This window comes from Sodalis sp. RH16 (genome assembly GCF_047324245.1).
GTDB classification, from domain to species: domain Bacteria; phylum Pseudomonadota; class Gammaproteobacteria; order Enterobacterales; family Enterobacteriaceae; genus Acerihabitans; species Acerihabitans ligni.
The window spans coordinates 641220-667955 of record NZ_CP178737.1 but is presented as its reverse complement, the minus strand read 5'-3'; the positions used below and the strand labels follow the sequence as shown (position 1 = coordinate 667955).

Sequence of the window (26736 nt, the reverse complement as noted above, 5' to 3'; positions counted from 1 at the left end):
CCATGAAAATTATCATTTCATTTTTACAGAAGGCGTCCGATGTCCTGGCTCATTGTTCTGCTGTGCTTGGGCAGAACGACAATGACTGGTTTACTAACCGTACGGGGCATCTGAGTTTCCGTCCCGAGGTGATTCGAAACGGCCAGGGGCAGTTTACCGCCAGGATAGCGTGCCGTACGGGGTGCAGTTCCCGCGACTGGAAGGTACAGGGTTTTGGTACCTGCGGCCAATGGCGATCTGCACGTCAGGCCATGAAAGCGGCCCGAATAATGGCCCGCGATCTGGCTTTGTACCGTTATCGTTTTAGCGATGGTGCTAAAAACGTCGCGTAATACCTTATTTGACCTTACTTCCCGGAGAGACTTCCTCCCGGGAAGTCTCTCCTGTGAATCACAGGAGTCTTTATCATGTTCCGTTTTACTTCCGCTTCTCTGCGTAAGGTATTAACTCTCCCGTCCGGCCTGAATAAACCGATCACGTTAGAAAACGGCTACGGCTTTTACATCCGGGCTGAGGATGAAAAACAACCCGGGTATATGAACATGGCTTATGCCGAGGGTTTCGATCCCCGACGAGACGATGGATGGGAGGAAAAGATCTGCGAACTGCTTCCAGGCATCGACTATTCCTTCACCTTCTTTATCAGTCACACCACGAGGGAGGCGATCCTCAACGAACATCATGACTTCTTGGTGACGCCCCTGATTTCAACCGTACGGAGTGAAACCCGGCTTCCGGAGAAAGTTTTTATACCGGTCGCAGAGTTCCGAAATGGTATCGAACGGATGTTTGATCAGTCGCATAAACACTTTCATGCCTGCGTAGGTCGGCGGGAGAAAGCAGCGTGGCGTCTGGCGGCACTTTATGTGCTCGATGACGTTATCCGGACTGATTGCAAGCGGGCAAAACCGGCTGACCACGAACAATTTGTTCGCGCGTTCTCCCGGCTCAAAGACCGAATAAGTTCGGTGACACCGACAGGGGACATTATCACCCCTTATCTCACGCATTAATTTTCATCCACTCCCAGTGGCGTATCCCGCCACTGGCCGGGATACGCCCTTTTTTTAAGGTTTATCCCATGAAAAAACATACCTCAGCCCGCAGGGCATCCAAAACTGAACGTGCGGACCTGTATCAGCAGGTCACTGACAAAATCATTGCGGCTCTTGAGAAAGGCACCGCGCCATGGCGTAAACCTTGGCGTGCTGCACAAAAGAGAACCGGCAGCTGCCTGCCAGCGAATGCCACAACAGGCAAAGCCTACAGCGGGATAAATATTCCACTGCTTTGGATGGCGGCGGAGGAGCATGGGTTTAGCTCTGACCGCTGGCTCACCTTCCGGCAGGCGCAGCTCGCCGGCGGACACGTCCGCCCGGGAGAGACCTGCAGTCTTGCTGTAATTTTCAAACCGTTTGAGGTCCAGGCGGAAGATAAGCAGGGCACCAAACTTACTGACAAGGATGGTAACCCCGTCATGGAGTCCCGGACGATGCTCAGACCTCTGCAGCTGTTTAACATCCAGCAGTGCGACGGTCTGCCGGCAGCGCTTTCCGATGAACTGGACACATTGATGACTGAAGAAGAAGTGGAGACGGTTTCTGTATCGGTGATGAACCGGGTGATGGAAATTTTCAACGCGAGCGGCGTGGCCGTCAACTTTCTGGAGCAAAACCGTGCCTATTACCGGCCGGTGGTGGATCAGATAGTGATGCCCACCTCCGGGCAGTTTTTTACTGAGGCTGATTACTGGTCTACGTTACTTCACGAACTGGTGCATGCGAGTGGGCATCAAAAACGGCTAAACCGAGAGGGAATAACTTCATCAACCCGAAAATTCGAAGATCCGGTATATGCGTTTGAGGAGCTCATTGCCGAGATGGGCAGCGCCTTTCTCTGCGCAGAACTTGGCGTTTACGGTGAGGTGCAGCATGAAAGCTACGTTAGTGGTTGGCTAAAGGCCCTCAAAGAAGACAAAAGAGCGCTGTTCCGGGCATGCCGGCAGGCGCGGGAAGCGTCAGAGTTTCTCTTAACTCTGACGGCTGACACTCAGGCAGTATCAACGGCCTCAAAAGTGGCCTGAAGGAGACAATGATGCAGACACCACAATTCTGGCAGGCCACCGCATCGGCGCTGCTGGCCAGGCACTATGGCCTGACGTTGAATGATACCGATTTATGCGACGACGCCTGTGTGGCAGCGTTGCAAAAAGCGGGCGTGAAGCCCTTTGAAGCCATTAATGACCTGGTGGACAAATATCATCTGACGCACCTTGAAGACTCTGCTTACCTGCCACGCTCGCCTTATCTGAGCGCGGCCGATGAGCTGATTGCCTGCCTTGAGGCCGGTGCCACACTCGGGATTATCAGCCACCCGTGATCCGGGGCTGACCCGACTTAACCTGTAAACCACCCATCGGGGGAGACCTCCCCCGATGGGGAGGCTCCCTCTTTTATAGTCTGAAGAGGAGAAGTAACGATGTTTGAATGGTGCAAAAACCGCCTGGAAATTACCGGCCGTTCCGTGTTTATCGACGTCATGCTGCAGTGGGTTACCGGCGATGAGGTGCCGCTATACCGCCACGCCGTACAACAGAGCATTCAGCTGTTTCTGGCAGGCTCAGGCGGGGTCCTTAAGCCGGTGAAAACTGTTGAATATCTCCCTTATCCGGGGTTGGTCTCCCACGGAACCGGTCCGGCTGTCGCCTCCAACCTGGCTTTCCAGCACTGGCTGGAATTGCTGCAGAAGGATGCGGTACTCAATCCGGATACCGTCAGACAAATTGACCGTATCTGGACGCAGTCGGGGCTCGGTGCTGTCCGGTGGGAAGCTCTCCCGATAGGCGCACGTCAGATAATGGCGCAGCTGATGACCCGACAGTACGTTGACTGGTTTGGTGTGGCCACCTGGTCGCCCCATATCGACGGTGGAGAGTGTTGGGAGAAACTGGGGAGAAGGCCTGAGCGTGCCTGTCACTGCGACATGCTGATGATTATTCCCTCCCGGCTTGCGGCGGAAATCAACGGCAACAGCCGCCTGCTGGCAGGTATGTCCAGTACGGGCAGTTTGTACAGCCGCATTCACGGGATGGAGTGGCCGTGTGGCCATAACGTTCTCTGGCATCGTGATCGTATAAACAGTTTGCGCCTGGAGTTTGATTCACCGTCGTATCCGCCTTCCAGCGAGCTGATGGGGGAACTCTCGGCCGTGTCTGACTGTGAGATCCGCCACTGGTATCAGGAGCCGGTCAACGGTGTCCTGGGTTATGACTGTTATGACCGCGGAGATCACGTTGACAGCGGGAAGTACGGGGCCGGGCCGTTTTCGGCTCCGTTGATGGCTTTCCCGCCGGAGGCGCTGCCGGTGCAGGAGCAAAGTGCGTCACCAGCAGGGGATGCTTAACATGGCCACTATCAACGAAGTGCGACCTGTTGAACTGTACCAGTATGTCGTGTGCAGTACGGCGCACCTGACTGAACAAGACGCTGAACTGTTTCATCGTCTGGGGCATCAGCGTTGCGAGTGGGGGGATGCCGAGTGGATCCACCTCACCGGTACCGGCTATTTAGTACGGCTGAGTGCCTATAACTTTCCGCAGCTTGAATTAAAGAAGCGGGGGTTTTCAAAAGATGCGCGCCGCCTGACCTACGTACTGATGAAGCGGTTTAATGTTTCGCTCGTTCATTTTGACTGCTGTGGTGAGGTATTAGCCGGATTTGCCGTCCATGACTGGTAGGCCCATGTTCTGGCTGATATCTCGTTAACCAAACCCCAGGGGGAAATCATCCCCTGGGGTGATTTTCCCCTTAATTAATGAAGGTGAAAATCATGTTGTTGTTCAAAAATGCTGTTCTGAAACCTGTGATGGAAGAGCTGCAGGAAAAAGGTGGGAACATGCTTTTAGTCAAAGATACAGGGATTTACCTGATGGCTGAAAAGGGCGCATTCAGAAAAGGCCGCAGGCTGCATATCGCCTATGCGGAAGGTTTTGATCCCCGATTAACTGAAAACGAAGACTGGTATGAAAAGGCTTATCTCGAAGTGGGCGGCGATGACTTTGGGGAAGTTCTTGGAAACGATTTTTGGGGCACCTTTCTGGAAGAAGTCATTAATAAGGGATGTGACGTGTTCATTGATGTGTCCGAAACGCAATTACGTGCAGGTTATATTGAGCATTCATAATTCGATAACATAAGAGGAACGTCGTTCCGCATCACTTACCATCCTGAAGGGGAAATATCCCCTTCAGGGCATATTTCCCCGGAGATATGCGATAAAAATCATGGTTGACCATAAGAAGCAATTCATCTCAATTTTCAACGAAACCGCCCGCTATCATCACCGTAATAAAGTCTTCCGAGACTTTATTACCCTTGCTGCAGCGTCGATTCATAACGGAATAAACTGTAATGATGAGCTGGAGAAGGATTACATGGAAACGGTACGCCAGTACGAGGAAAAAGATGCTGAGCGGATGGCCATGTTACTGGCAGAGGTTGTCATGGGGCTGGAAGCTGAGAGTGGTGACTTCCTGGGCTCTCTTTACATGACACTGGAACTCGGTGAAGCAGCTCGTGGTCAGTTATTTACGCCGTTTTGCGTCTCACGAATGATGGCAGAAATGCAGTTGGGTGATATCGACAGCCTGCTGGCAGATAAACCTTTTTTTACTGTTTACGAGCCGGCATGTGGTTCGGCTGGCATGCTTCTGGCTATTGCAGAAGTCTTACGCGAAAAGGGATTCAATCCAACGCGACATTTGTGGGTTTCCTGTATCGATATTGATCCTGTGGCATCCGGAATGGCCTATATACAATTGTCTCTGATGGGGTTAGCAGGTGAAGTTGTTACGGGCAACGCACTGAACGGTGAACGCAGGCGAGTGATGTATACGCCGGCGCATTGGATTGGAAACTGGTCATTACGTCTAAGAAAGACAAATTAAGTTGTGAGTAAGCATAAGTTAAGCCTCTTTTTTGAAGAGGCTTTTTTATTGGCGTGTCGTTTGATACACAATCAATGCTGATTCGTAGACTCGATGTTTTTGATTACGATCTGAGTAGTTTTTTGACTATAAACAAGGGCGTTTGCGGGGATATCTTTATTGATAAATGACATTGCCCCAATAGTGACATTGTCTCCAATAAATATGTCCCCAAGGATGCAGGAGTTAGCACCGATATCGACGTTATTACCGATTGTGATATATCCTATATCAGGTGTTGATTTTTTCCTTCCAATAGTCGTGTTTTGACGGATATTCACATTGTCGCCAATCACACATTCAGCTCTGATTACGATCCCCACATAATGGTTTATTTTCATACCGGTTCCGATATGCGCAGCAATGCTTATGTCTGCACCATACTTTCTGGCTAAGTTAACACCAATTATTTTGGCGATTCTCTGCTGACGAGATGATGAGGATTTATACAAATAGTTTGCAATTCGCCACCAAAAGTAGAAGCGTTTTTTGCGATTAAAAGCAACACGGTGAAGAACTTTCAACCATGAGAATGCCTTGCCCCCATCTCTTTTTATCACTTCTATTCTTAAACATTCCTTCAAATGTTCATAGTCTGTAACTTTATTACTTTTGGAACTGACTATAGGATTATCCATATTGTATTACCGTTAAATAAAAGCAATTAAGCACTTATCGGCATTGAACAAATAAACTTTAAAAGTATAACTTGGGTAGAGGATATGCCCGAAAAATCGTGTACAGGTTCTGATGGATAAGGGATGCCTAACGAATTTTACCTTCCGCCACTGGTCCAATTTGCGCCCAAAGCTTTTTCGTCCAGGCTTCTTTCAGATGAGCTGGATCAGTTGAGCGATAGGTTGCAATGACCTGACTGTGACTCCCTTCGCGACTGACCTCAAGAGTTAGGTGGTCCGCTTTTCCCCATATACGGCTCATACGGTAGTAAGAGCCTGGCTGGGCGCTCCAGTCAGTGCCTTCAGCCATCGCGCTGGCGACCCAACCCGAGTTCCCTTTACCGCTGTTACCGGCTGCGGTGATTTCATCGGTTGATGTAAAGCGGTAATAACGTTTAAGTCTTACTGCGGCTGTATCGATATCTGCATGTACTGTCAGGGTTTTGGTGACTTCACCCCATTCAGGTGATTTCACATTGTCATTTGAAGCATTTGAAGGCATCAGCGAGGAACTCAGGGTGCTGACCTGATGCGTTATCGCCTTCAGGTCGCTATTGCTGCACCCTGTCGTTCCCAGCAGCATTGCTATAACCAAAATGGCAGGGGTAAAGCGAAGTTGTTTTACGATCGTCATGTTATATCTCCGTTAAAGGGGCTTGCATGCAATGCCTGCCCCGGTCAGATTCAGAAGTTGATATAAGTCGCGTGAACTATCCAAACCAGGTAGCGATTCCCCATGCGGTTAACATTCAACAACGCACCGCCGTTTTTAATCAGCATTCGCCCGCTGCTGCTAGCGATGTCATTAACCCCACTGCCAGAACCTACTGGCAAGCCTGCTATAAGCTTGAAGTTCAATAGCGTTTGAATCTGAGAGGTTGAATCTTCGTTGTCTGTGTTGCGCGAAAGGCTCAATATTTTTTGATTGAAAGTTTCAGACGATGGCTTCAAGAACGTGGTTGAAGGGACAGCCTTCATGTTGAGTTCAGCGCGGAAAGTCCCAGCAGACGAAACTAATTCCAATGGCAGTGGTTCCCCAAAAATAGACATCGCATGCCAAAGCACTAAAGGATCTAATGTTCCTGATTGCCTAAAAGTGTCAGCAGCGACAGTGCTTTTATCGGGTGAAATTACCCTTTGGCCCTCGACCTCATCAGGCTCCCCCTCAGGGAGTGTATTAAGTGATTGGAGAATGTTTTTGAGCGCGTCAGGGCGCGTCGGCGTAAACATCCAAACTGATACATCATAAGAAACGCAACTCCCACAAGCCTGCGGAATTAAGACTTCTCCGGCTGCCTTTTCTGTTGAATTGGTAATTGTCGAGGCTCGCGCGTTCGCGGAGGTAAGCACCGTGATACAAAGCATTGAGAAGACTACAAGGAGTGAGGGTAAATGGTTTTTTTTCACGATTGTCATGGCATTTCTCCGGTGAAGGAAAAGGGCATGTTGAACATGCCCTGTCAGGGTCAGAAGGTGACAGCGAGCTGAGCCACGGCACCATATGTTCGATCTGTCCCGGCCATGCCAGTCAGGTCGAGGTGAACAACATCAAACGGTGAAATGCCGATACCGGCCGTTACGACGTTGTTGTCACTGTTACGCATGTCAGCGCGGTAGCCAGCGCGCAGCTGCGCCCAGGACCAGGCATTGAGCTCTGCACCGACGCCGGCATATTGTCTTTTCTCATCGGAGGTGAATCCGCTGGCGGGTGTCATGTCTACGTCGGCTGCAAAAGTCACGAGCCCGTTACTCCAGGCTGTGCCCGCAGTAGCCTGAGGGCGGATTTTGAAGTTGTCCTGCAGGTCATTCACTTCACGGGTATCAACACTGCGTGCCACGAGGTTTTGTCCAGCCAGGGCGATAGTCCATTCAGGCGTCAGGTCAGCAGAAAAACCAAGGTCAACGTTGGCACCGCTCTCTGAGCGCTTCCAGTCACCGCTGCGAAAGTCGGAGGTGCTGTAGTTATTGATGGCTACATTGTAATTCCAGGTATCCACACGCTGAAATTTGGGGGTGATCCCAACCGATACCGGAATACCACCCAGCATAAAATGATGTGCCATCGCGATGCCGTACTCGCTCACCAGAGCTGCCACGCCTTCAGCGCGTGAGCTGAGGCTATTAAGGGCGGTTTCATCAGGCTGAACCAGGCCAGCACCGGCGGCATCGAGATAAGCCAGATCGCTGTTGCTTACTTCAGCGCGAGCTTTCGCCTGACCCCAGCCTTTAATGACCAGAGCAAAGGGCAGTGTGTCATTAGGTACGGCAATCACTACGCCTGCGCCGGCATCCGCACGGCCGCTGTGGCCCGAAATATCGGTCAGCGATTTCCTGAGTTCTGTCGCTGAGGAGGCGCTGTTGCCGGTGCCGCTGGCATTCTCGAGGTTATCCCAGGCATGCTTGACGTTATCAAAGCCGTCCTGCAGGTTGTCCGGGTCACTGACCTGGGCGCCCACGGTTGGCAGGATAATGCTGAGGTTATCTCCGGGTTCTGACTTTGTTAGTAAGGCCGGGTTAAGCAACGGAGCCGCGCCGTATTTTGATGAAGCAACGCCGGTTCCTCCCATCGCATCGTTCCTGGCTTCAAACCAGGTGCCGGAAGCATGTGCCGCGGGCAGTGAAGAGACCAGCCCGGCAAACATCAGACAACGTGTTATTAACGTGGCTTTCATCATTATATTTTCCTGTGCAGTTTATGTTTTTTAGGTAAAAGAATTCCCTGATGCAGACGCACCAATAAAAAAGATTTGCTAGTTAATGAGTTTATTAATTAGTTCAGATTATCTATTTCTTTTAGCCACTCCTCTGTAACGTATTTCTCCGGATAATGAAGCAGATTAAGTTCTTCTTTTTTCCATTGACTCAAATAATTCTGATTTAGTCGTTTATCCAATAACATGACGGGTAAGACTTTACCGGATGACAAGAGTTCTAAAGAAGGGGCATCTGTTGTACAGGCTGTAACAATGGCCCGTCTTTTCTTTTGTAAGACACCGCAATAAGCCATGAAATCAATAAAGAGCTGTTCGTGTCCGCCATACGGTATTTGTTCGCCTAAGTATTCAGCAACGCGCAGGGGGAGCCCATTTTTCAATTTCACAGTGATTAAACACACGCCAATCAGCGTTTCATAGCTGAAGTGATCGACTGAGGGAGCCAGAGTATCCCGAATTAAAATAATCTGCGGTAAGGCCTTTAATGAAACATCCGCTATTTTATTGCTAATTTGCAGTGCTAACTTATGCCAGTCGGGAATGTTGCCTGGTGCGACAATTGGTGATGATGACGCCGCTGTTAGCCAACTTTTATTAATGCTAAACCACTCCGCTATTTCGGAAAGCAAAGGGTCTGTCAGATAATCCATGGTGCGCTCACGGCTTTCCAGTACGCTCAGTCCGATATTCCACGGTGACAGCAGCGTCGCGACGTCAGTGATGTTCAAACCGTGGGCGTCCATGAGCAGTTGAAACCTTTCAACGACCTGGGTAGCGCGTGTTTGAAAGGGGGACAGCGTTTCCCTTATCACACCTTCTATTAAGATATTGATGAATTCAGACGCTGATATGCCCAGTTTTGCAGAGGCGAGTGTTATGTACCCGCGTATCCCTGGTTTAAATCTTACGGCCAGCGGGTCGCCCGATTTTTTACTTTCTGTCGCCGCTGCGCTGAGCAGGGCGTTGAGTTTATCGTCCTGTTCCAGGGTCAGGCGTGAAAGCAGTGACGTGACGCTAAGATTCATGAGACTCCCCGGTGTTGAATAGGATGTTGGTATAACCAACTAAAATTTATGATTTTTATTATTTGTATTCGATGTGAATACAATAATCGGGTGATACGCTTTTGTATAACGGACAATTTCGATCGTTCAGATCGATACGCTTCATGTAGCCAGTATGAATACGTTTAAACAGAGATTTAACGGGAAATTATGTATTCAGATTTACAAATTAATATTCCGGGGTAGAGCTATTCACCGCTGTTTTCCTCTCCAGAGACGAATTATTTTTCCAAACAATGGTTTGTATTCCTCCTCCTGTAGCCAGCCGGCTATGAAACCTTCAATCCACAATGTGAGACGATCAAAACGACTTAGTTGGTAATTGTAATGAAAGGCCGCTTCTTCCTCCTCACAGATGTTCCTGCAGGCGCGTTCGGTGGCTTTCATCAGTTTCCAGGAGAGCATCGTCGACATTACCTCTTTTCTTTTTTGCGTATCACCAGGACGCCGCATTGCATTGAGGGAGTGTACCAACGCCATTCCTTCAGGAATGTGTCGATCTGCAAGCCAGTTCGTTCCGCGTGGCCGATGGGTCTGCTCAAGGTGTGGCAGCGATAATGTTCTGCGGGGAAGTGTCGTAACAACCGGGCTGTTCGTCGGGGACTGAGCAGGTGAGACGACAGGATAATTGTGTGCCTGGGCGTTTTCATGGCAGTGCGGAGAGTGTCTGACAGGGCATGCCAGTAACCTTTCATATCCCGGCTCCCCGGCTGGCCGATAGCAAGCCAGGGATTGAGGTGTAGCCATAACCGGCGTCTCTTTTTCATCAATACGAAGGGGTATGGCCTGAGAAAAAACACAACTTTTGCCAGGGGGTTGAACAGCGCGGGCGTACCGGTGAGCGTGATAAATACGATCAGACTGCCCAATGTGTAAAGTCCACTAGTGATGAGGGTTGTGAGCGCTGAGCAAATCAACATCCAGCAGGTGATTATTATGGCCACAGGAACAGCGTCCGATTTCATGGCGGTTTCTTCTCTTTGAAAAGCCATATTCAGGCACGTTTGGAAGCTCATGGCCTGCAAAAATTATTCATGCAGATCCAAAAAATAAAGATCAAGGGGTTAATCGAGGAAACGAATATAGAGTTCTCGCTTGCCAGAAGAGGGGGAAAGCATAGCGTAATGCCCCTTTATCGATGACTGACGGGGGCGGCAATGCTGAAGTGGATGACAGGTAGATTTCATAATCAGAAAGTAGATACCGCACCGAAGGTACGTAAGGAGTCAGAGAGACCAAATGCAGCGGGGTGGTTTTTACCGCTGAGCGCAGATGCACTGTTGTCCACACGACACAGAAAACAGGCGCTGCAGCAATTATGGGACAATAGCCCTTTCTCCAGGCCAGTTTGGGAGACATTTTGGCTGGAGCCGGTGAAGCTGCTGGCTGTGAGCCTGCAGCAGCTGCCGGCTGCGTCATCGGGACCCTACGCACGCGAAGGCGGCATGCTGGATGAAGCGCTTGAGGTGGCAGTTTGCGCGGTGAGGTTATCCAGGGGATGGATGCTGCCGCCAGGGGCACCACCGGAAGAACAGTCGGCGCAGAGCGCAGCCTGGTGTACAGCCATTTTCTGGGCAGCATTGATGCATGACCTGGGCAGCCTCGAACAGATGGCGGCTTTCTACGAAGATGGTCGCCGGTGGTTTCCAGGTCTGGGGATGCCTGAAGCTCCCTGGCGGATGAAATTTTGTGAGCAAGAAGCAAATTCAGTAGTTCGCGCTGCCACTTGCGCTTATCGCCTGATACCTTACGAGGGGCTTATCTGGGTAGCGCGCTGGCCATCGCTGGCGGATGCATTGCTGGTTTACCTGTCAGGTAATAAACCTGCCGGGGCCATTCTTCATGCCGCTGTGAGTGAGGCTCGCGAAAAATGTGGACTGTTCGCTCAAAACTCATTTGCTCAGCCTTCAGTCAAACTTGCCACAGATAATACTGAAGCCTTAAGTCAGAGCGCCTCTTCTGATCCTGCCGAGCATCCTACTAATGAAATTCCTGTTCAATCCTTTGTTTCCAATGAAATTGACGACAATAAGATATCTTCACTAAGCAGCGCGGATGCTCTTCCGATCATGCCAGAACTGGTCTCAGCCATCAGCGCATCAGGGTTGGTTGAAAAGGATGTAGAACTGGGAACGGATGGGCAAATAGAGGGAGGGACGCCTGGGGAATTGCTGACGCTGCTGGATAAAATGACAAGCGCTGAAGTAGTCGATGAAACAATCTCTGATGATAACCCCGTCGTGGAAACATTTAAGCAGCCTGATTCTGCCAGAACGCTCACATTGGGCGAACTTTTTTGGGACTGGCTGGTTGATTCCATTGAGGAGGGGGCACTCAGTGTTAATGCACAGGACAGTCTGTTGCATGTTATGGCTCAGTACGTCTTTATTCAGACGCCGGATTGTTTTTACCGATATCTGTCGACACAAGAAAAAACAGAGCCAGACAAAGATGAAATTCAAAAAAGTTTTGAAGCGCTGAACAAACATTTTTCAAGAAGTGGAAAGGGGATATACATCTACAAGAAATATGAGAATGAGGGCCGTGAGGGGCGTTTTACCCGAATGTCAGGCTATATGATTCTTGCAACACAACTGTTTAAAGAAGGTGTCGTTCTATCTGACAGCCAGTGGTTGTCACCTAATAAATAGTTAAAGCATTTAATTGATGAATAGGGAGAGGAAGATGGAATTAATCAGTTATGACGATATCCTTAAGGACTACTTTTTTAGTAAGACATTGAGGCCAGCCACTGAGTGGAGTTACAGAAAAGTTATCAATTCATTCCGACGTTATATTGGAGATAACGTTTTCCCGGGTCAGGTCGATAGACTAACAGTTTTAAACTGGCGTCGGCATGTTTTAAGTGAGCAGGGGCTATCATCAATAACATGGAATAATAAAGTTGCACATATGCGTGCAATTTATAATCATGCACTGCAGCAAGAATTCGTAACTCTAAAAGATAATCCCTTCAATGGTGTGATTGCCAGACCAGATATCAAAAGGAAAAAAACGCTCACCGAGTCAGAGATTAAAAAAATATATTTATTACTCGAAGCGAGAGAAAAAGAGGAAAGTTTGGGGATAATTGAAAAATCACGCTCGGCTCTGCGACCGGCCTGGTTCTGGCTCAGCGTGGTAGATACGCTCCGTTATACCGGTATGAGGCAGAATCAGCTACTCAACATCCGCCTGGAAGATGTTCACTTAGAAGGGGGATGGATAAATTTGCGTCCTGAAGCTTCAAAAAATCACAGAGAACACCGGGTTCCGATTACGCGATTATTACGACCAAGGCTTGAACGATTGATGCTGGCTGCGGTTGAGCGCGGAGCAGCACATGGCGATATGTTATTTAATGCGAGCAGGTTTGATGGGAGAAAAAATATCTTAACAGACGTGATGGCTTATCAACCCCTGCGTGGCTTCTTCCGCCGACTTTCAACAGAGTGTCAGTGTGTCATTACGCCACATAGGTTCAGGCATACCATTGCTACCGACATGATGAAATCCCCTGATCGTAATCTCAAAGTTGTTCAAACGTTGTTAGGACATTCAAGTGTGGCTGTTACGCTGGAATATGTGGAAGGTAACATGGACAGTTTACGTGTAGCTTTAGATGAAGTTTTTGGAGGATAGGATTAATCTTAAGTGAAATCTAAGTGACTGAAAGCAAAAAAATGAGGCTTTTCTTTACATAAGATTGACACTACCGGTGGGATACTGTCAAAATTCTTATCGGAAGGACGTGAGAAAGCCAGAGAGTGCGTCTAACACTCTCCGGCTTCTTAGTCCCGAATGTTCAACCATCGATGCGATAAGCCTATTTATCACATGAAGCTGTTTCGGGTACTTATGTCTTGCCCGTTAAGGATCTCAACCCTTAACGGACAGGCTCTGAAGATGGTGCCCGGACTCGGAATCGAACCAAGGACACAGGGATTTTCAATCCCCTGCTCTACCGACTGAGCTATCCGGGCAACGGGCCGCATTAAACCGTATTGACCGCATTTCGTCAATGTGTTTATGGCGGTTTCACCTTAAATCCCGCTTAATTGCTCTCTTTTCAGGCAAATTTGCGTGCTGCTTCATGCCAGCGCGCCGTTTTTACGGCATAGCGCCAGGCGTAGAATATCCTCCGCCAGACGCCTTGCGATGGCCACATCCTGCAACTGGTGTTTAACCAGTAATTTGCTCAGGCAGCCTTCGAGAATCAGCTCCATTTGATGGGCGACCATGGTGGCGTCGTCGGCTTCCAACTGGGTCAGCAGCGCGTGGGTATAGGCAAATGAGGCCTGTTTTTGCTGCTCGGCCAGTTGGTGAATCGGGTGGTCGGCGGCGGGGTAAAACGTGCAGGCGGCCACAAACAGGCAGCCGGGATAACGCTGCTGGCGTACCTGCTCGTCCAGTATCCGGTAACGCGCCAGCAGCTTCTGCTGCGGGTCTAAGGTATTGTCCAGCAGGACTTTACTGCGCCAGCTGTCGATCTGATCGGCGTGATAACGCAGGCAGTCATAGTGTAAAGCCTCGCGTTCGGGCCAGAACTGCTGGAGCTGCGCAACCGGGATGGAAAGCTCATCCGCCAGCATCTCAAGCGTTACCCGGGTAAACCCTTTTTGCTCCAGCAGGTTTAACGCGCGATTCAGGACGTGTTCACGTTGCATAGATGCCTCCATATAAAAGCCTCCGGAAAGCTGGCTGGTCCCGTTGAAACAGGTAGTCTACGGGATAATTTTCTGTAAGTGCCGCTGAAACTCCGCCGCGTCCATAAAGCCCGTCACCCGGGAGCCGGGGATTTCCCGTCCCTGGGCGTCAAAAAACATAATGGTCGGTAAACCCAGGACCCGCAGCTGCTTCAACAGTGCGGCATGTTCCTGGGTATTGGCCGTGACGTCCGCCTGGAGCAGCGTCATCCTGTCCATGGCCTGCCGTACCCCGGCGGCGTTAAAGGTGTATTTCTCAAACTCTTTGCAGGCTACGCACCAGTCGGCATAAAAATCCAGCATAACCGGTTTGCCGGCGGAGTTATTGACCTCGCGGGTCAATTCATCCAGCGTGCCGATCCGGTTAAATCCCGGCGCGGGGGCAAGATTTGCCTCGGCGCCGGCGCCCCGTTCGGCGGGAAACGCCCAGTCCTGCAAGGGCCGCGCCGCTACCAGCATAACGGCCAGCAGGGCGATTTGCACGATGCGGCTGCCGTGGTAGGCGCCTTTGAGGCTCAGTAAAAACCCCCAGCCGAAAAACGCCACCGCCAGCAGGCTCCATAGCCGGTCGCCCCACCGGTCCCCCAGCATACGCTCCAGCAGAAAGATCGGCAGGGCCAGGATAACAAAACCCAGCCCTTCTTTAACCTGTTTCATCCAGGCGCCGCCGCGGGGCAGCAGTCTGTGGCCGAACAACGCCGCCAGGATAAGCGGAATGCCCATGCCCAGGGCATAAAGATACAGCGTGGCGCCGCCCAGCAGGAGATTGCCGCTCTGGGCAATATACAGCAATATCGCGCTGAGGGGAGCGGTGGTGCAGGGGGAGCAAAACAGCGCCGCCAGCGCGCCCATGACAAATACCCCCCAGGGCGAGCCGGACCGTTGCCGGTTGCTCCATAGGGTCAGGCGCGTTTGCACCGAGGAGGGCAGTTGCAACGTGAACAGACCGAACATGGAGAGCGCCAGGGCGATAAACAGCGCCGAGAGGGTGATCAGCACCGCCGGCTGCTGCAGTGCCGCCTGCAGCGGCAATCCCGCCGCCGCCACGGCGATGCCCAGCAGGGTATAGGTAATGGCCATGCCCTGGACATAGACCAGGGCCAATATCAGCACACGGCCGGTGCTGAGGGACGCCCGATCGCCGCCGAGGATAATACCGGAAATCAGCGGATACATGGGCAGCACGCAGGGGGTAAAGGCAATGCCGATGCCTATCAGCAGCGCCCACCATAGGGAAAAGGGCGAGGCGGCGTCGGTGGCCGGCGCCGGTGAAACGGTCCCGGCGGGGGCAAGTGAAGCGAACATGTCCCCCGAGGCGATGGGCAGGGGAACGGTGCGGGTTTCGGGAGGGTAGCAGAACCCGGCATCGGCGCAGCCCTGATAGGTGACCCGCAGCGTGGCGCCTTCAGCCGCGTGCTGCAAGGGGATGCCAATCTGCAATGTGTTCCGGTAGATCTCGGTATCGCCGAAGAATTCATCGTGGTGATTGCCGCCGGCGGGCATGACCACCTTGCCCAGCACCGCATCCACCGGTTCGAGCTTGATTTGCTGGCGATAAAGATAATAACCCGGACGAATCCGCCAATTCAGGCGGATATCGGTGCCGTGCCGCTGGAAATCAAAGGCAAACGCCTCATCGGCTTTGACGAACGCCGGGGCGGCGTTGCCGCCGAACAGGGCGGCCGACGCCGGCGCCGGCGGGAAACCGAGCAGCAGCGCCAGGACAATCAGCGTAAAGAGGCGTTGAGCCATGACAAATAATCCGCATCCCCGCCCAGTACGGGCAGCACCAGCAGTTCAGGGGTTTGATAGGGGTGGTGGGTTTTTATCAACGTAATCAGCTCCTGTTGATGCCGGGTATGGCTTTTGATCAGCATCTGTACTTCCTGCTGCTGCTCCAGTTTACCTTCCCAGCGATACAGGGAGAGGGCGCCGGGCAGCATGGTAACACAGGCCGCCAGCCTGTTATCCAGGAGTTTGGCCGCCAAATCGCGGGCCGCGGCTTCATCGGGCGCGGTGCAAAGCACCACCACGTTTCCCGGCGCGGCGCCGCCGGGATGGCCGGGGGATATAGGCTGGACGGCGGGATCTGTCCGGTCCGGGGATTGCGCTGCCATGATGGCCTCCTGTGATGATGACCACCGCAGTATAACCGGTTATCCCGCCGCGGGCCGCGTGGTTATAACTGTTTTTCGTCGTCGTAGCGCCGGGCTTTGTATGTCGGATGCATCAGGTTATCCAGCGAGAAAATATCATCCAGCTGCGCGGGGGTGAGCAGTCCGCGCTCCAGCACCACCTCGCGGACGCTTTTACCGGTTTCGGCGCAGATCTTACCGACGATATCCCCGTTATGATGGCCGATAAACGGGTTCAGGAAGGTGACGATGCCGATGGAGTTAAAGACATAGGATTCGCAGACCTCCCGGTTGGCGGTGATGCCGCCGATGCATTTTTCCAGCAGGTTGTCGCAGGCGTGGGTCAGGATATGGATGGATTCAAACATGGCCTGCCCGATAACCGGTTCCATGACGTTAAGCTGCAGTTGGCCCGCTTCCGCCGCCATGGTGATGCAGGTGTCGTTGCCGATGACTTTAAAGCAAACCTGGTTCACCACCTCGGGAATGACCGGGTTGACCTTGGCGGGCATGATGGAGGAGCCGGCCTGGAGCTGGGGCAGGTTGATCTCATTGAGGCCGGCGCGGGGGCCGGAAGAGAGCAGGCGCAGGTCGTTGCAGATTTTTGAGAGTTTTACCGCCAGGCGCTTTAATGCGCTGTGCACCATGACATAAGCGCCGCAGTCCGAGGTGGCTTCTATCAGATCTTCCGCCGGGATGCAGGGGAGGCCGCTGACCTCGGCCAGCTTTTGCACCGCCAGGACCTGATAGCCTTCCGGGGTATTGAGCCGGGTGCCGATGGCGGTGGCCCCGAGATTCACCTCCAGCAGCAGTTCGGCGGTGCGCAGCAGGTTTTTGTTTTCTTCTTTCAAAAGAACGGCGAAGGCGTGGAATTCCTGGCCCAGCGTCATGGGCACCGCGTCCTGCAGCTGGGTGCGGCCCATTTTGAGGATAGTGGAAAACTCCCGCGCCTTGCGTTCAAAACCCTCTCCCAGGCGATCGATGGCGTCTATCAAGGTGAGAATGGAGCTGTAGACCGCGATGCGAAAGCCGGTGGGATAAACGTCGTTGGTGGACTGGCATTTATTGAGATGATCGTTGGGGTTGAGGAACGGATAGTCCCCTTTATGATGCCCCATCAGCTCCAAGCCGATATTGGCCAGTACTTCGTTGGTGTTCATGTTCACCGAGGTGCCGGCGCCCCCCTGGAAGACGTCGATGGGAAATTGATCCAGGCAGCGGCCCTTATTCAGGACTTCATCGCAGGCGGCGACGATGACATCGGCGATGGCAGGGGGCAGGGTATTAAGCTCTTTGTTGGCCAATGCCGCGGCTTTTTTTACCAGCACCATGCCGCGCACGAATTCCGGTATATCGCCGATTTTAGTCTTGCTGATACGAAAATTTTCGATGGCGCGCAGGGTGTGGATGCCATAATAGGCGTCGGAGGGAACTTCACGGGTGCCTAGCAGGTCTTCTTCTATACGGATGTTATTCGCCATGGCGTACTTCCTTAAAAAGCGATGATGTGGACTGGTGTTAAGGGATAATAGCGCAATCATTTTAATATCCAGCGCGTTACACTGGCAATGCGCATTGTGTGCGTCATTATATGCTGAAAAGCTTTATCGGCTATTAGCTTGATCACGAATGTTTAACTTTTTTATTACAGAAGCGCACTAGGTGTAAAGTGTGGTAAAGAAGCCCGGTCCACGGGTTGAATAACGCCTGCGCTGATGCCATTACAATTAAAGGCGTTATATTAAGCGGTTGAATTTACTCTGAGGAGAGTCTGGTGCGTTGGTTACCCTTGCTGGTTATTTTTCTGGTGGTTTATATCGAAATCACCCTGTTTATCCAGGTGGCGCAGGCCATCGGCGTGCTGCTTACCCTGCTGCTGGTGATCCTGACCTCGTTTATCGGCGTCTCGCTGGTTCGGGCGCAGGGCATGATCATCCTGACCCAAATGCAGGTCAAGATAGCCAATGGCGAAAGCCCGGCGGCGGAAATGATCAAAAGCGTGTCTGTCCTGCTGGCGGGATTTTTACTGTTATTGCCGGGCTTTTTTACCGATTTCCTCGGCCTGCTGCTGCTGCTGCCCCCCGTGCAGACTTCCCTGACCCTGCGGTTGCTGCCCTATTTGCATTTTCAGCGCGGCGGCGGCTTCGGTTCCCAGGGCGGCGGCGAGACGTTCGAAGGAGAGTTCAAGCGTAAAGACGTTTCCCGCGACCGCATCGAGCATCACCCGGACGATGAAAATAGATAAAATCGCACATGAAGAAACATGTTATTTAACTGATTGATTTAGAATGTGTTTCATTCGCAGTGTGTAAAATATGGCCATTCGGGCAAAAAAAATCTTCATTTCCCCCTTGAAGCGTAACTGAACGCCCCCATCTTAAACACCACGAGGCCGGGCATGAGGGCATGCCTGGCATTCATCCCGAAACAGATACGGACTTTCTTAAGGAGAGCTTTCAATGAAAATTCGTCCATTACATGATCGCGTTATCGTCAAGCGCAAAGAAGTTGAATCCAAATCGGCCGGCGGTATCGTCCTGACCGGTTCCGCGGCGGGCAAATCCACCCGTGGCGAAGTCCTGGCGATTGGCCATGGCCGCATCCTTGAAAACGGCGAAATCAAAGCGCTGGATGTGAAAGTAGGCGACATCGTGATTTTCAACGACGGTTATGGCGTGAAAGTAGAAAAGATCGATAACGAAGAAGTCTTGATCATGTCCGAAAGCGACATTCTGGCAATTGTTGAGGCGTAATTCGCGCGTAATCATCTGAACTGAACGAATTTAAGGGAAATTCAAATGGCAGCTAAAGACGTAAAATTCGGTAACGACGCTCGCATCAAAATGCTTCGCGGCGTTAATGTCCTGGCAGACGCGGTAAAAGTGACCCTGGGTCCCAAAGGCCGTAACGTTGTGCTGGATAAATCCTTCGGTGCGCCCGTTATCACCAAAGACGGTGTCTCCGTAGCGCGTGAAATCGAATTGGAAGACAAATTCGAAAACATGGGCGCCCAGATGTTGAAAGAAGTCGCCTCCAAAGCGAATGACGCTGCGGGCGACGGCACCACCACCGCCACCGTTCTGGCTCAATCCATCGTCAATGAAGGCCTGAAGGCCGTTGCCGCCGGCATGAACCCGATGGATCTGAAACGCGGTATCGACAAAGCGGTTATCGCCGCGGTTGAAGAACTGAAAAAACTGTCCGTGCCCTGTTCCGATTTCAAAGCCATCGCCCAGGTGGGCACCATCTCCGCCAATTCCGATGAAACCGTGGGCCAGCTTATTGCTCAAGCCATGGAAAAAGTGACCAAGGAAGGCGTGATTACCGTTGAAGAAGGTTCAGGTCTGCAAGACGAACTGGACGTGGTGGAAGGTATGCAGTTCGACCGCGGCTACCTCTCTCCTTATTTCATCAACAAACCGGAAACCGGCACCATTGAACTGGAAAGCCCGTTCATCCTGTTGGCTGATAAAAAGATCTCCAACATCCGCGAAATGCTGCCGGTGCTGGAAGCCGTTGCCAAAGCAGGCAAACCGCTGCTGATCATCGCTGAAGACGTTGAGGGCGAAGCCCTGGCCACTCTGGTGGTGAACACCATGCGCGGCATCGTTAAAGTTGCCGCGGTGAAAGCCCCTGGTTTTGGCGACCGTCGCAAAGCCATGCTGCAGGATATCGCCATCCTCACCGGCGGTACCGTGATTTCCGAAGAAATCGCCATGGAACTGGAAAAAGCCACTCTGGAAGACATGGGCCAGGCTAAACGTGTGGTTATCACCAAAGACACCACCACCATCATCGACGGTATCGGTGATAAAGCCGATATCGACAGCCGTATCGCCACCATCAAGCAGCAAAGCGAAGACGCCACTTCCGATTACGATCGTGAAAAACTGCAGGAACGTATCGCCAAGCTGAGCGGCGGCGTAGCCGTCATCAAAGTCGGCGCCGCTACCGAAGTGGAAATGAAAGAGAAAAAAGCCCGCGTGGAAGACGCCCTGCATGCTACCCGTGCCGCGGTTGAAGAAGGCGTGGTCGCCGGCGGCGGCGTTGCGCTGATTCGCGTTGCCAACAGCATCACCGAACTGCGTGGCGATAACGAAGATCAAAACGTCGGCATCAAGATTGCCCGTCGCGCCATGGAAGCGCCGCTGCGCCAGATCGTGGCCAATGCCGGCGAAGAACCTTCCGTCATCGCCAACAACGTTAAAGCCAGCAACGGCAACATGGGCTATAACGCGGCATCGGAAGAGTACGGCGACATGATCTCCATGGGTATCCTGGATCCGACCAAGGTCACCCGTTCTGCACTGCAATATGCAGCATCCATTGCCAGTCTGATGATCACCACTGAAGCGATGATCACCGAACTGCCCCGTGACGACAAACCTGATTTAGGTGGTGCCGGCGGCGGTATGGGCGGAATGGGCGGCATGGGCGGCATGATGTAATGCCCCTGCCTCACCAGTAGTTTTCTCAACCCCCGGTCTCCGGGGGTTTTGTTTTTTTGGCAAAAAATTATCAACCGGCACGTTTTTAAGGTATAAACAGTGGGCAGTATGGGCAAGGTTAACAGTGGTTTTTCGCTGTCGGTTGCCCAAGGGAAGCATGGCGCACAGTAAAACTTTTGCCGGACAAATTAAAATTCGAGGAAAACGATGCGAATCAAATTTCTACTCTGTCTTTGCGCAGGCTCTTTGTTATTAGCGGGATGCAGTACCGGTAACCAATTGTCCGCGGCGGGCCAGTCGGTTAAATTCACCGAGGATCAGCCGGCGGCCAACTGCCGTCTGCTGGGTACGGTGGTCGGTACGCAAAGCAACTGGCTGTCGGGGCAAGGCGGCGAAGACAGCTCAATGCGCGGCGCGGCCAATGACCTGCGCAATAAAGCCGCGGCAATGGGCGGTAACGTTATTTACAAGGCCGCAAGCCCGGTAAGTAAGACGGAAACCTACCTGTCCAGCTTTGTGCCGCTGGACAGCAAGCTTCAGGGCGAAGTGTATAATTGCCCTTAGTCTTTCACGCACCCGCACGCCAGCCATCGTCCCGATAACCGGGACGGTGACATCGATTACCGCTGTCGCAGTCCTATGTCAATCAGCGTTTTGCTGCGCTCGCCGCCGATTTCCCGCGCCAGCTTCGGCACCAGATAACCCGAGACCCTGGTCATCAGCTGCTGCATGATTATCCGGGCTTCGTCATCGGGCACCATAAAATGCGCCGCGCCCCGCACCCGGTCCAGGACATGCAGATAATAGGGCAGTATCCCGGCGGCAAAGAGCGCTTCGCTCAGCGCCGCCAGGGTATCGGCGCTGTCATTGACGCCCCGCAGCAGCACGCTTTGATTGAGCAGAACCACCTGCGCCCGGCGCAGTTGTGCCATACTTTCCGTGAACGGCCGGTCTATTTCGTTGGCGTGGTTGATATGGGTTATCAGCACCGTTTTCAGACGGCTGTCCGCCAGGCGTTGGCACAGCGCCGGCGTAATGCGGGCGGGTATCACTACCGGCAGGCGGGTGTGAATGCGCAGGGTTTTAAGATGATCAATGGTTTCGAGGCCGCTTATCAGCTCCGCCAGTTCGCGATCTTTCGCCATCAGGGGGTCGCCGCCGGAAAAAATGATTTCGTTCAGTTCCGGATGACGGCGGATATACTCAAGGGCGGCAGCCCAGTTGCCCTTGCTGCCCTGATTATCCTGATAGGGGAAATGGCGTCTGAAGCAGTAGCGGCAATTCACCGCACAGCCGCCTTTGACCAGCAGCAACGCGCGGTTATGGTATTTGTGCAGCAGGCCCGGCACCACGCTTTGGTGTTCTTCCAGCGGATCGGCGCTAAAACCCGGTACATCCAGGAATTCCTCCCTGGATGTCAAAATTTGCCGTAACAAGGGGTCGTGGGGGTTGCCCGGTTCCATGCGCTTGACAAAGGCTCTTGGCACTCGAAAAGGGAACAGTCGCCGCGCGGCGGCCCCTTCACGTAATTCCTTGTGGTTGTCGAGATGGAGTTGTTGCAGCAGTTCAATGGGATCGGTGACGACATCAGCAAGTTGCAGCAACCAATCTTCTCTAGTTGGGGTATTTCGGGTTACAATGTCTGCCATTTTTTTGGCTTAATTACCAAGTTTATATTAAGAGGACCACCATGGCGTCTTATAGTACCAACGAATTCCGTTCCGGTCTCAAAATCATGCAAGACGATGAGCCCTGTGCGATCGTTGATAATGAGTTTGTAAAACCAGGCAAAGGCCAGGCGTTCAACCGCGTAAGGATTCGCAAGCTGCTCTCCGGAAGGGAGTATGAAAAAACGTTTAAATCCGGCGACTCCGTTGAAGCGGCGGATGTGATGGATGTGAACCTGACTTACCTTTATAACGACGGTGAATTCTGGCATTTCATGAATAATGAAACCTTCGACCAGCTGGCCGCCGATGTCAAAGCCGTGGGCGATAGCGCCAAGTGGCTGGTAGAGCAGGCCGAGTGTATCCTAACGCTGTGGAACGGCCAGCCCATCGCCGTGACGCCGCCCAATTTTGTCGAGCTGGAAATCACCGATACCGATCCGGGCCTGAAGGGCGACACCGCCGGCACCGGCGGTAAACCCGCCACGCTGAGCACCGGCGCGGTGGTGAAAGTGCCGCTGTTCGTGCAGATTGGCGAAGTGATCAAGGTAGATACCCGCTCCGGCGCTTATGTCTCCCGCGTGAAATAAAGGCAGGCCGGGAATGCTGTCAATAGACGGTTTTTCCGGTGTTTTACAGGCAAGCAAGGAATACGGCGATTATGTTATCCAGAATGACAAAACTGATCGTTATTACTTTTTTGACGTTGGCGACGCTGAGCGGCTGTAACACCACCCGCGGTTTTGGCGAGGATGTGCAGCATCTGGGCGGGAAAATCTCCCACGCCGCCTCCAAATAGGCCGGCTGGCGGCACTATTACAGAATATTTCAGCGAAAGGCGAGCGCTATACACTTTTTTTACTAAGCTTAAAGAGACGTACTTCTAAAGCTCACTAAAAAGGAAATTGTTATGCTGAAAAAAAGTGTTTTGGCCGTCGCTGCCCTGCTGATCCTTTCCTCACTCGCGGCGTGCAACACCACGCGCGGGGTAGGGGAAGATGTCTCTGCCGGTGGCCAGGCTATTCAGCGCACTGCGCAATAAATAGTTGATGTGTCGCGGCTGCGTATCTTTGCCGGTCTTGATTCTGGCACAGGCACTTTGCCTCTTAGCGCGATTGCGCCGGATTTATCCCGATAATGCCGGCTCTTTGGCGCGTTGAACAGCGTCAATGGCTCCCTGGTTTTTGTGGAGCCTTATTTCATCTATGCTGTGAAGAAGCGTGATAGGGAAAAGAGTTGTATCCCTTTATCGTCCCCCCGAGTGGAACCGTTGTACCCTCCGTAGCGACGGCAAGCTGAATCGATCAATAACACAAGCCGGCTATAACGAATTTTCATAAACCCGCCGTTTAACGATATTTGATACCTGCGTCAAAAGTTACTTCAATATACTCCGCTATACTCTGAGGTTTGGGCAAATTAAATATTGGGAAATATAATTAATTTACTCAAAAAAAATAATACTTTTCTTATGCTTCTTCTATGAATTGACAGAAATCAAGACCACGCTATTCCAACCCTTATAATCTGCAGTTCAACAAAAAGCCTTTTAGCTTTTTCTTGTTTCCAATGGAGGGACTCCATGTCAAACGAAGAAGATGTACTGATAGACCGAGCAGGTTTAGCCGATAAGGCTAAGAAGTCGCGTCTGCCCGCCCGGCTGGATTTGCTGCAAAGCTTATCCGGCCTGTTATTATTTTTGTTCATGTGCGGGCATATGTTTTTTGTCGCATCCATTCTGCTGGGCCGCGATGCGATGTGGACCATCACCAAGTTTTTTGAAGGCTATTTCTTTTTCGGCGGAAAAAGCTATCCCTGGATCGTGTCCATCGTCGTAGGCTGCGTGGCCTTTCTTTTTGTGTTCCATGCCCTGCTGGCAGTGCGTAAATTTCCCGGCAGCTATAAGCAATATCGCGCCTATCGCGTTCATATGAAAGGCATGCATCACGAAGACACCACGCTGTGGATATGGCAGGTGTATACCGGCTTCGCCCTCTTCTTCCTGGCGTCTGCCCATCTGTACCAGATGTTTTTCTGGCCTCAGCTCATCGGTCCTTACGGATCCGGCGCGCGCATGTGGAGCGATATGCTATGGCCCTTTTACCTGATTATGCTGATTGCCATTGAATTACACGGCGGTATCGGTATTTATCGCCTGGCGATCAAATGGTGTATTCCCAATGCTCCGCGCAAGACTCTGAAAAAAATAAAATGGGGTTTGACCGCATTTTTCATGATTATCGGCTTACTCACGCTGGTCGCTTATATGAAAATCGGCTATGAACACAGGCATAATCCTAATGAAACCTACACCCCAACCTGGGCTGTTCAATCAGTAAATGAGGGTGGTAAATGAAAACTATCGTAACGGATGTACTGGTTATCGGCGGCGGTTTGGCGGGCTTGCGTTTAGGCGTCGGCGCGAAACGCCGCGGACATGATGTCACCCTTCTTTCACTGGTTCCACCCAAGCGCTCCCACTCCGCCGCGGCACAGGGCGGTATGCAGGCGTCGCTGGCTAACGTCATCAAGGGGCAGGGAGATACCGAAGACATTCATTTTGAAGACACGGTGCGCGGCAGCGACTGGGGCGCGGACCAGGATGTGGTGCGCATGTTTGTGAATACTTCCCCCAAGGCCGTGCGTGAGCTGGCCGCCTGGGGCTGTCCTTGGAGCCGGATTACCAAGGGCGATCGCGAGGTTATCATCAACAGCCAAAAGGTCACCATTACCGAACGTGACGAGGCGCAGGGTCTGATTGCCCAGCGCGACTTCGGCGGTACGAAAAAATGGCGCACCTGCTACGTTTCCGACGGTACCGGCCATGCCATGCTCTTTACCGCCAGCGATCGCGCCATTGCGGAAAAAATCGATATCCACGAGCGTAAGGAAGCCCTGGCGCTGATCCACGACGGTTCCCGCTGCTATGGGGCCATTGTGCGGGATCTTATCACCGGTGAACTGGTTGCCTATGTGGCCAAGGCCACCGCCATCGCCACCGGCGGGGCCGGCAGGCTGTACCGGGTGTCCACCAACGCCGTGATTTGCGAAGGCATGGGGCATGCGCTGGCGCTGGAAACCGGCGTTGCGCCGCTGGGCAATATGGAGGCCGTGCAGTTCCATCCTACCGCCATCGTACCGGCGGGCATCCTGGTGACGGAAGGCTGCCGCGGCGACGGCGGGCTGTTGCGGGATGTGGACGGCCACCGTTTTATGCCGGACTATGAACCGGAGAAAAAGGAGCTGGCTTCCCGGGATGTGGTATCGCGTCGTATGGAGGAGCATATCCTCAAGGGCAAGGGGGCCAAATCCCGCTTCGGCGATCACCTGTGGCTGGATATCACCTTGCTGGGGCGCCATCACATCGAGCACAACCTGCGTGAAGTCAAAGAAATCTGCGAAAGCTTTCTTGGCATCGACCCGGCGGAAAAATGGATCCCGGTCCGCCCGGCGCAGCACTACACCATGGGCGGGGTGCGTACCAATCCCACCGGCGAGTCCCGTAAATTAAAGGGCCTGTTTGCCGCCGGGGAAGCCGCCTGCTGGGATATGCACGGCTTTAACCGCCTGGGGGGGAACTCGGTGGCGGAAACCGTGGTGGCCGGTATGATCGTCGGCGAATTCATCGCTGATTTTTGCGATAACATCGGCAGCAATTTTGATATTCCCATGGGGCTGGTGAATGAGTTCGGCCGGCGGGAAGAGGCGAAGCTTAAGGTCTTGCTGAACGGCGGCGGTACTGAAAACGCCTTTAAGCTCAATATGGAAATGCAGGACACCATGACCCGCTGCGTGGGGATTTTCCGCAGCGGCGAGGCCTTGCAGGAAGGGGTGGCGAAGCTGCAGGAGCTGTTGGTGCGCAGCCGCAATATCGGCGTGAGCAATCGGGTTCCCGGCGTGAACCCCGAGCTGGTGATGGCGTATCGGGTGCAGAAAATGATCAAGCTGGCGCTCACCGTTTCCTATGGCGCCCTGCAGCGTACCGAGAGTCGCGGCGCCCATTTCCGCAGGGACTTCCCGCACCGTAATGACGAGCAGTGGCTCAAGCGTACCCTCTCTTTCTGGCGGGATGACAACGCCACGCTGCCGGAGCTGGAATACGAAGACCTGGACGTGATGAAAATGGAGCTCCCGCCGGGATGGCGTGGTTATGGCGCCAAAGACTATATCGATCATCCCGATACTCCCAAGCGCGCCGCCGAAGTGGAAGAAATCAAGCAGCGCATGGCCGGTCAGGATCGATATGCCGTTCAGGACGCGATCATGTCTTACACCGATAAGCTGCCAGCCAAACTGCGCGGGCTTAATGAACGCATTGATGAGCCACTGGATAGATGAGCT

At 52.6% G+C, this 26736-nt stretch carries 30 protein-coding genes and 1 tRNA gene; 19 read left to right on the top strand and 12 right to left on the bottom strand.

What is annotated here, in order from left to right:
• The first annotated feature begins 2 nt into the window (after positions 1-2).
• From ACL2XJ_RS03060 to ACL2XJ_RS03025, 8 genes are all read left to right on the top strand, one after another.
• Positions 3-332, top strand: coding sequence for a hypothetical protein (locus ACL2XJ_RS03060; RefSeq protein ID WP_240433009.1), 330 nt, complete (start codon positions 3-5; stop codon positions 330-332).
• A gap of 75 nt (positions 333-407) precedes the next feature.
• Entirely contained in the window at positions 408-1013 is a 606-nt protein-coding gene (locus ACL2XJ_RS03055; protein ID WP_314523310.1) for a hypothetical protein, read from the top strand.
• Positions 1014-1081: 68 nt separating this feature from the next.
• Positions 1082-2083 carry an ArdC family protein gene (locus ACL2XJ_RS03050; RefSeq protein WP_413725596.1) on the top strand — a complete coding sequence of 334 codons (1002 nt, stop codon included), beginning with the start codon at positions 1082-1084 and terminating at the stop codon, positions 2081-2083.
• An 8-nt stretch (positions 2084-2091) separates the two neighbouring features.
• A complete protein-coding gene (locus ACL2XJ_RS03045; RefSeq protein ID WP_413725595.1) occupies positions 2092-2379 on the top strand; it encodes a TA system toxin CbtA family protein in 288 nt (95 codons plus the stop codon).
• Positions 2380-2478: 99 nt separating this feature from the next.
• Positions 2479-3402 (top strand): DUF1281 domain-containing protein, encoded by a 924-nt coding sequence (locus tag ACL2XJ_RS03040; RefSeq protein ID WP_413725594.1) that lies wholly within the window; start codon positions 2479-2481, stop codon positions 3400-3402.
• Between the two features lies 1 nt (position 3403).
• Positions 3404-3736, top strand: coding sequence for a DUF5983 family protein (locus ACL2XJ_RS03035; protein WP_060435712.1), 333 nt, complete (start codon positions 3404-3406; stop codon positions 3734-3736).
• Between the two features lie 92 nt (positions 3737-3828).
• Positions 3829-4182: a DUF3085 domain-containing protein gene (locus ACL2XJ_RS03030; protein WP_162906078.1), complete on the top strand. Its 354-nt coding sequence runs from the start codon at positions 3829-3831 to the stop codon at positions 4180-4182.
• A 100-nt stretch (positions 4183-4282) separates the two neighbouring features.
• Positions 4283-4945, top strand: coding sequence for an N-6 DNA methylase (locus tag ACL2XJ_RS03025; protein ID WP_413725593.1), 663 nt, complete (start codon positions 4283-4285; stop codon positions 4943-4945).
• A gap of 71 nt (positions 4946-5016) precedes the next feature.
• Here the strand turns inward: ACL2XJ_RS03025 and ACL2XJ_RS03020 are convergent, their stop codons facing one another.
• From ACL2XJ_RS03020 to ACL2XJ_RS02995, 6 genes are all read right to left on the bottom strand, one after another.
• Positions 5017-5622 (bottom strand): serine acetyltransferase, encoded by a 606-nt coding sequence (locus ACL2XJ_RS03020; RefSeq protein ID WP_413725592.1) that lies wholly within the window; start codon positions 5620-5622, stop codon positions 5017-5019.
• Between the two features lie 127 nt (positions 5623-5749).
• The gene (locus tag ACL2XJ_RS03015; protein WP_413725591.1) at positions 5750-6295 is read right to left on the bottom strand and encodes a hypothetical protein; all 546 of its coding nucleotides are present in this window, start codon (positions 6293-6295) and stop codon (positions 5750-5752) included.
• A 50-nt stretch (positions 6296-6345) separates the two neighbouring features.
• A complete protein-coding gene (locus tag ACL2XJ_RS03010) occupies positions 6346-7077 on the bottom strand; it encodes a hypothetical protein (RefSeq protein ID WP_413725590.1) in 732 nt (243 codons plus the stop codon).
• Between the two features lie 50 nt (positions 7078-7127).
• Positions 7128-8336, bottom strand: a complete 1209-nt coding sequence (locus ACL2XJ_RS03005; RefSeq protein ID WP_413725589.1) for a conjugal transfer protein TraF — start codon at positions 8334-8336, stop codon at positions 7128-7130.
• A 95-nt stretch (positions 8337-8431) separates the two neighbouring features.
• Entirely contained in the window at positions 8432-9400 is a 969-nt protein-coding gene (locus ACL2XJ_RS03000) for a hypothetical protein (RefSeq protein WP_413725588.1), read from the bottom strand.
• A 231-nt stretch (positions 9401-9631) separates the two neighbouring features.
• The gene (locus tag ACL2XJ_RS02995) at positions 9632-10186 is read right to left on the bottom strand and encodes a hypothetical protein (RefSeq protein ID WP_413725587.1); all 555 of its coding nucleotides are present in this window, start codon (positions 10184-10186) and stop codon (positions 9632-9634) included.
• Positions 10187-10596: 410 nt separating this feature from the next.
• On the opposite strand from ACL2XJ_RS02995, the gene ACL2XJ_RS02990 reads away from it, so the two are divergent.
• Together ACL2XJ_RS02990 and ACL2XJ_RS02985 are read left to right on the top strand one after the other, a co-directional pair.
• A complete protein-coding gene (locus ACL2XJ_RS02990) occupies positions 10597-12090 on the top strand; it encodes a TraI domain-containing protein (RefSeq protein ID WP_413725586.1) in 1494 nt (497 codons plus the stop codon).
• A gap of 34 nt (positions 12091-12124) precedes the next feature.
• The gene (locus ACL2XJ_RS02985; protein WP_115061113.1) at positions 12125-13081 is read left to right on the top strand and encodes a tyrosine-type recombinase/integrase; all 957 of its coding nucleotides are present in this window, start codon (positions 12125-12127) and stop codon (positions 13079-13081) included.
• Positions 13082-13346: 265 nt separating this feature from the next.
• Here the strand turns inward: ACL2XJ_RS02985 and ACL2XJ_RS02980 are convergent.
• From ACL2XJ_RS02980 to aspA, 5 genes are all read right to left on the bottom strand, one after another.
• Positions 13347-13422 (bottom strand) — tRNA-Phe (locus ACL2XJ_RS02980).
• Between the two features lie 108 nt (positions 13423-13530).
• The gene (gene dicD, locus ACL2XJ_RS02975; protein ID WP_413725585.1) at positions 13531-14106 is read right to left on the bottom strand and encodes a division control transcriptional repressor DicD; all 576 of its coding nucleotides are present in this window, start codon (positions 14104-14106) and stop codon (positions 13531-13533) included.
• Between the two features lie 57 nt (positions 14107-14163).
• Positions 14164-15897: a protein-disulfide reductase DsbD gene (locus tag ACL2XJ_RS02970; protein WP_413725584.1), complete on the bottom strand. Its 1734-nt coding sequence runs from the start codon at positions 15895-15897 to the stop codon at positions 14164-14166.
• Complete coding sequence (gene cutA, locus ACL2XJ_RS02965; protein ID WP_413725583.1) at positions 15873-16262, bottom strand: divalent cation tolerance protein CutA; 390 nt, start codon at positions 16260-16262, stop codon at positions 15873-15875. The genes ACL2XJ_RS02970 and cutA overlap by 25 nt, the downstream gene beginning before the upstream one ends.
• Positions 16263-16324: 62 nt before the next feature.
• Positions 16325-17761 carry an aspartate ammonia-lyase gene (gene aspA / locus ACL2XJ_RS02960; RefSeq protein WP_132925598.1) on the bottom strand — a complete coding sequence of 479 codons (1437 nt, stop codon included), beginning with the start codon at positions 17759-17761 and terminating at the stop codon, positions 16325-16327.
• Positions 17762-18054: 293 nt separating this feature from the next.
• Here aspA and ACL2XJ_RS02955 point away from each other — a divergent pair, with 293 nt between their 5' ends.
• The 4 genes from ACL2XJ_RS02955 to ACL2XJ_RS02940 all read left to right on the top strand — a co-directional run bounded on the left by ACL2XJ_RS02955 (position 18055) and on the right by ACL2XJ_RS02940 (position 21292).
• The gene (locus tag ACL2XJ_RS02955; RefSeq protein ID WP_132925600.1) at positions 18055-18525 is read left to right on the top strand and encodes an FxsA family protein; all 471 of its coding nucleotides are present in this window, start codon (positions 18055-18057) and stop codon (positions 18523-18525) included.
• 214 nt (positions 18526-18739) lie between these two features.
• Entirely contained in the window at positions 18740-19033 is a 294-nt protein-coding gene (locus ACL2XJ_RS02950; protein ID WP_132925602.1) for a co-chaperone GroES, read from the top strand.
• A 45-nt stretch (positions 19034-19078) separates the two neighbouring features.
• Positions 19079-20728 (top strand): chaperonin GroEL, encoded by a 1650-nt coding sequence (groL, locus tag ACL2XJ_RS02945; RefSeq protein ID WP_413725582.1) that lies wholly within the window; start codon positions 19079-19081, stop codon positions 20726-20728.
• A gap of 207 nt (positions 20729-20935) precedes the next feature.
• Positions 20936-21292: a DUF4156 domain-containing protein gene (locus ACL2XJ_RS02940; protein ID WP_132925606.1), complete on the top strand. Its 357-nt coding sequence runs from the start codon at positions 20936-20938 to the stop codon at positions 21290-21292.
• 56 nt (positions 21293-21348) lie between these two features.
• On the opposite strand, the gene epmB is transcribed toward ACL2XJ_RS02940, so the two are convergent.
• The gene (gene epmB / locus ACL2XJ_RS02935; protein ID WP_413725581.1) at positions 21349-22377 is read right to left on the bottom strand and encodes an EF-P beta-lysylation protein EpmB; all 1029 of its coding nucleotides are present in this window, start codon (positions 22375-22377) and stop codon (positions 21349-21351) included.
• Between the two features lie 41 nt (positions 22378-22418).
• On the opposite strand from epmB, the gene efp reads away from it, so the two are divergent.
• The 5 genes from efp (at position 22419) to ACL2XJ_RS02910 (ending at position 26733) form a co-directional block, all read left to right on the top strand.
• On the top strand, positions 22419-22985 hold the full coding sequence (efp, locus tag ACL2XJ_RS02930; RefSeq protein WP_413725580.1) for an elongation factor P: 567 nt from the start codon (positions 22419-22421) through the stop codon (positions 22983-22985).
• A gap of 83 nt (positions 22986-23068) precedes the next feature.
• Positions 23069-23194, top strand: coding sequence for an entericidin A/B family lipoprotein (locus ACL2XJ_RS02925; RefSeq protein WP_413726842.1), 126 nt, complete (start codon positions 23069-23071; stop codon positions 23192-23194).
• A 111-nt stretch (positions 23195-23305) separates the two neighbouring features.
• Complete coding sequence (locus tag ACL2XJ_RS02920; protein ID WP_132925614.1) at positions 23306-23437, top strand: entericidin A/B family lipoprotein; 132 nt, start codon at positions 23306-23308, stop codon at positions 23435-23437.
• Between the two features lie 540 nt (positions 23438-23977).
• On the top strand, positions 23978-24751 hold the full coding sequence (locus tag ACL2XJ_RS02915; protein ID WP_132925616.1) for a fumarate reductase cytochrome b subunit: 774 nt from the start codon (positions 23978-23980) through the stop codon (positions 24749-24751).
• Positions 24748-26733, top strand: a complete 1986-nt coding sequence (locus ACL2XJ_RS02910; RefSeq protein WP_132925618.1) for a fumarate reductase flavoprotein subunit — start codon at positions 24748-24750, stop codon at positions 26731-26733. The genes ACL2XJ_RS02915 and ACL2XJ_RS02910 overlap by 4 nt, the downstream gene beginning before the upstream one ends.
• Positions 26734-26736 lie beyond the last annotated feature (3 nt).

Excerpts from the sequence above, each read along its gene's own strand:
- ACL2XJ_RS02950 (WP_132925602.1), top strand. The coding sequence starts at position 18,740 with ATGAAAATTCGTCCATTACATGATCGCGTTATCGTCAAGCGCAAAGAA.
- ACL2XJ_RS03005 (WP_413725589.1), bottom strand. The coding sequence starts at position 8,336 with ATGATGAAAGCCACGTTAATAACACGTTGTCTGATGTTTGCCGGGCTG.
- ACL2XJ_RS03000 (WP_413725588.1), bottom strand. The coding sequence starts at position 9,400 with ATGAATCTTAGCGTCACGTCACTGCTTTCACGCCTGACCCTGGAACAG.
- ACL2XJ_RS03025 (WP_413725593.1), top strand. The coding sequence starts at position 4,283 with ATGGTTGACCATAAGAAGCAATTCATCTCAATTTTCAACGAAACCGCC.
- ACL2XJ_RS03040 (WP_413725594.1), top strand. The coding sequence starts at position 2,479 with ATGTTTGAATGGTGCAAAAACCGCCTGGAAATTACCGGCCGTTCCGTG.
- ACL2XJ_RS02920 (WP_132925614.1), top strand. The coding sequence starts at position 23,306 with ATGCTGAAAAAAAGTGTTTTGGCCGTCGCTGCCCTGCTGATCCTTTCC.
- ACL2XJ_RS02970 (WP_413725584.1), bottom strand. The coding sequence starts at position 15,897 with ATGGCTCAACGCCTCTTTACGCTGATTGTCCTGGCGCTGCTGCTCGGT.
- ACL2XJ_RS02940 (WP_132925606.1), top strand. The coding sequence starts at position 20,936 with ATGCGAATCAAATTTCTACTCTGTCTTTGCGCAGGCTCTTTGTTATTA.
- ACL2XJ_RS03050 (WP_413725596.1), top strand. The coding sequence starts at position 1,082 with ATGAAAAAACATACCTCAGCCCGCAGGGCATCCAAAACTGAACGTGCG.
- ACL2XJ_RS02995 (WP_413725587.1), bottom strand. The coding sequence starts at position 10,186 with ATGGCTACACCTCAATCCCTGGCTTGCTATCGGCCAGCCGGGGAGCCG.
- ACL2XJ_RS02910 (WP_132925618.1), top strand. The coding sequence starts at position 24,748 with ATGAAAACTATCGTAACGGATGTACTGGTTATCGGCGGCGGTTTGGCG.
- ACL2XJ_RS03060 (WP_240433009.1), top strand. The coding sequence starts at position 3 with ATGAAAATTATCATTTCATTTTTACAGAAGGCGTCCGATGTCCTGGCT.
- cutA (WP_413725583.1), bottom strand. The coding sequence starts at position 16,262 with ATGGCAGCGCAATCCCCGGACCGGACAGATCCCGCCGTCCAGCCTATA.
- groL (WP_413725582.1), top strand. The coding sequence starts at position 19,079 with ATGGCAGCTAAAGACGTAAAATTCGGTAACGACGCTCGCATCAAAATG.
- ACL2XJ_RS03030 (WP_162906078.1), top strand. The coding sequence starts at position 3,829 with ATGTTGTTGTTCAAAAATGCTGTTCTGAAACCTGTGATGGAAGAGCTG.
- dicD (WP_413725585.1), bottom strand. The coding sequence starts at position 14,106 with ATGCAACGTGAACACGTCCTGAATCGCGCGTTAAACCTGCTGGAGCAA.
- ACL2XJ_RS03015 (WP_413725591.1), bottom strand. The coding sequence starts at position 6,295 with ATGACGATCGTAAAACAACTTCGCTTTACCCCTGCCATTTTGGTTATA.
- ACL2XJ_RS02925 (WP_413726842.1), top strand. The coding sequence starts at position 23,069 with ATGACAAAACTGATCGTTATTACTTTTTTGACGTTGGCGACGCTGAGC.
- ACL2XJ_RS03045 (WP_413725595.1), top strand. The coding sequence starts at position 2,092 with ATGATGCAGACACCACAATTCTGGCAGGCCACCGCATCGGCGCTGCTG.
- ACL2XJ_RS02985 (WP_115061113.1), top strand. The coding sequence starts at position 12,125 with ATGGAATTAATCAGTTATGACGATATCCTTAAGGACTACTTTTTTAGT.
- ACL2XJ_RS03020 (WP_413725592.1), bottom strand. The coding sequence starts at position 5,622 with ATGGATAATCCTATAGTCAGTTCCAAAAGTAATAAAGTTACAGACTAT.
- ACL2XJ_RS03035 (WP_060435712.1), top strand. The coding sequence starts at position 3,404 with ATGGCCACTATCAACGAAGTGCGACCTGTTGAACTGTACCAGTATGTC.
- ACL2XJ_RS03055 (WP_314523310.1), top strand. The coding sequence starts at position 408 with ATGTTCCGTTTTACTTCCGCTTCTCTGCGTAAGGTATTAACTCTCCCG.
- ACL2XJ_RS03010 (WP_413725590.1), bottom strand. The coding sequence starts at position 7,077 with ATGACAATCGTGAAAAAAAACCATTTACCCTCACTCCTTGTAGTCTTC.
- epmB (WP_413725581.1), bottom strand. The coding sequence starts at position 22,377 with ATGGCAGACATTGTAACCCGAAATACCCCAACTAGAGAAGATTGGTTG.
- efp (WP_413725580.1), top strand. The coding sequence starts at position 22,419 with ATGGCGTCTTATAGTACCAACGAATTCCGTTCCGGTCTCAAAATCATG.
- ACL2XJ_RS02915 (WP_132925616.1), top strand. The coding sequence starts at position 23,978 with ATGTCAAACGAAGAAGATGTACTGATAGACCGAGCAGGTTTAGCCGAT.
- ACL2XJ_RS02990 (WP_413725586.1), top strand. The coding sequence starts at position 10,597 with ATGCTGAAGTGGATGACAGGTAGATTTCATAATCAGAAAGTAGATACC.
- aspA (WP_132925598.1), bottom strand. The coding sequence starts at position 17,761 with ATGGCGAATAACATCCGTATAGAAGAAGACCTGCTAGGCACCCGTGAA.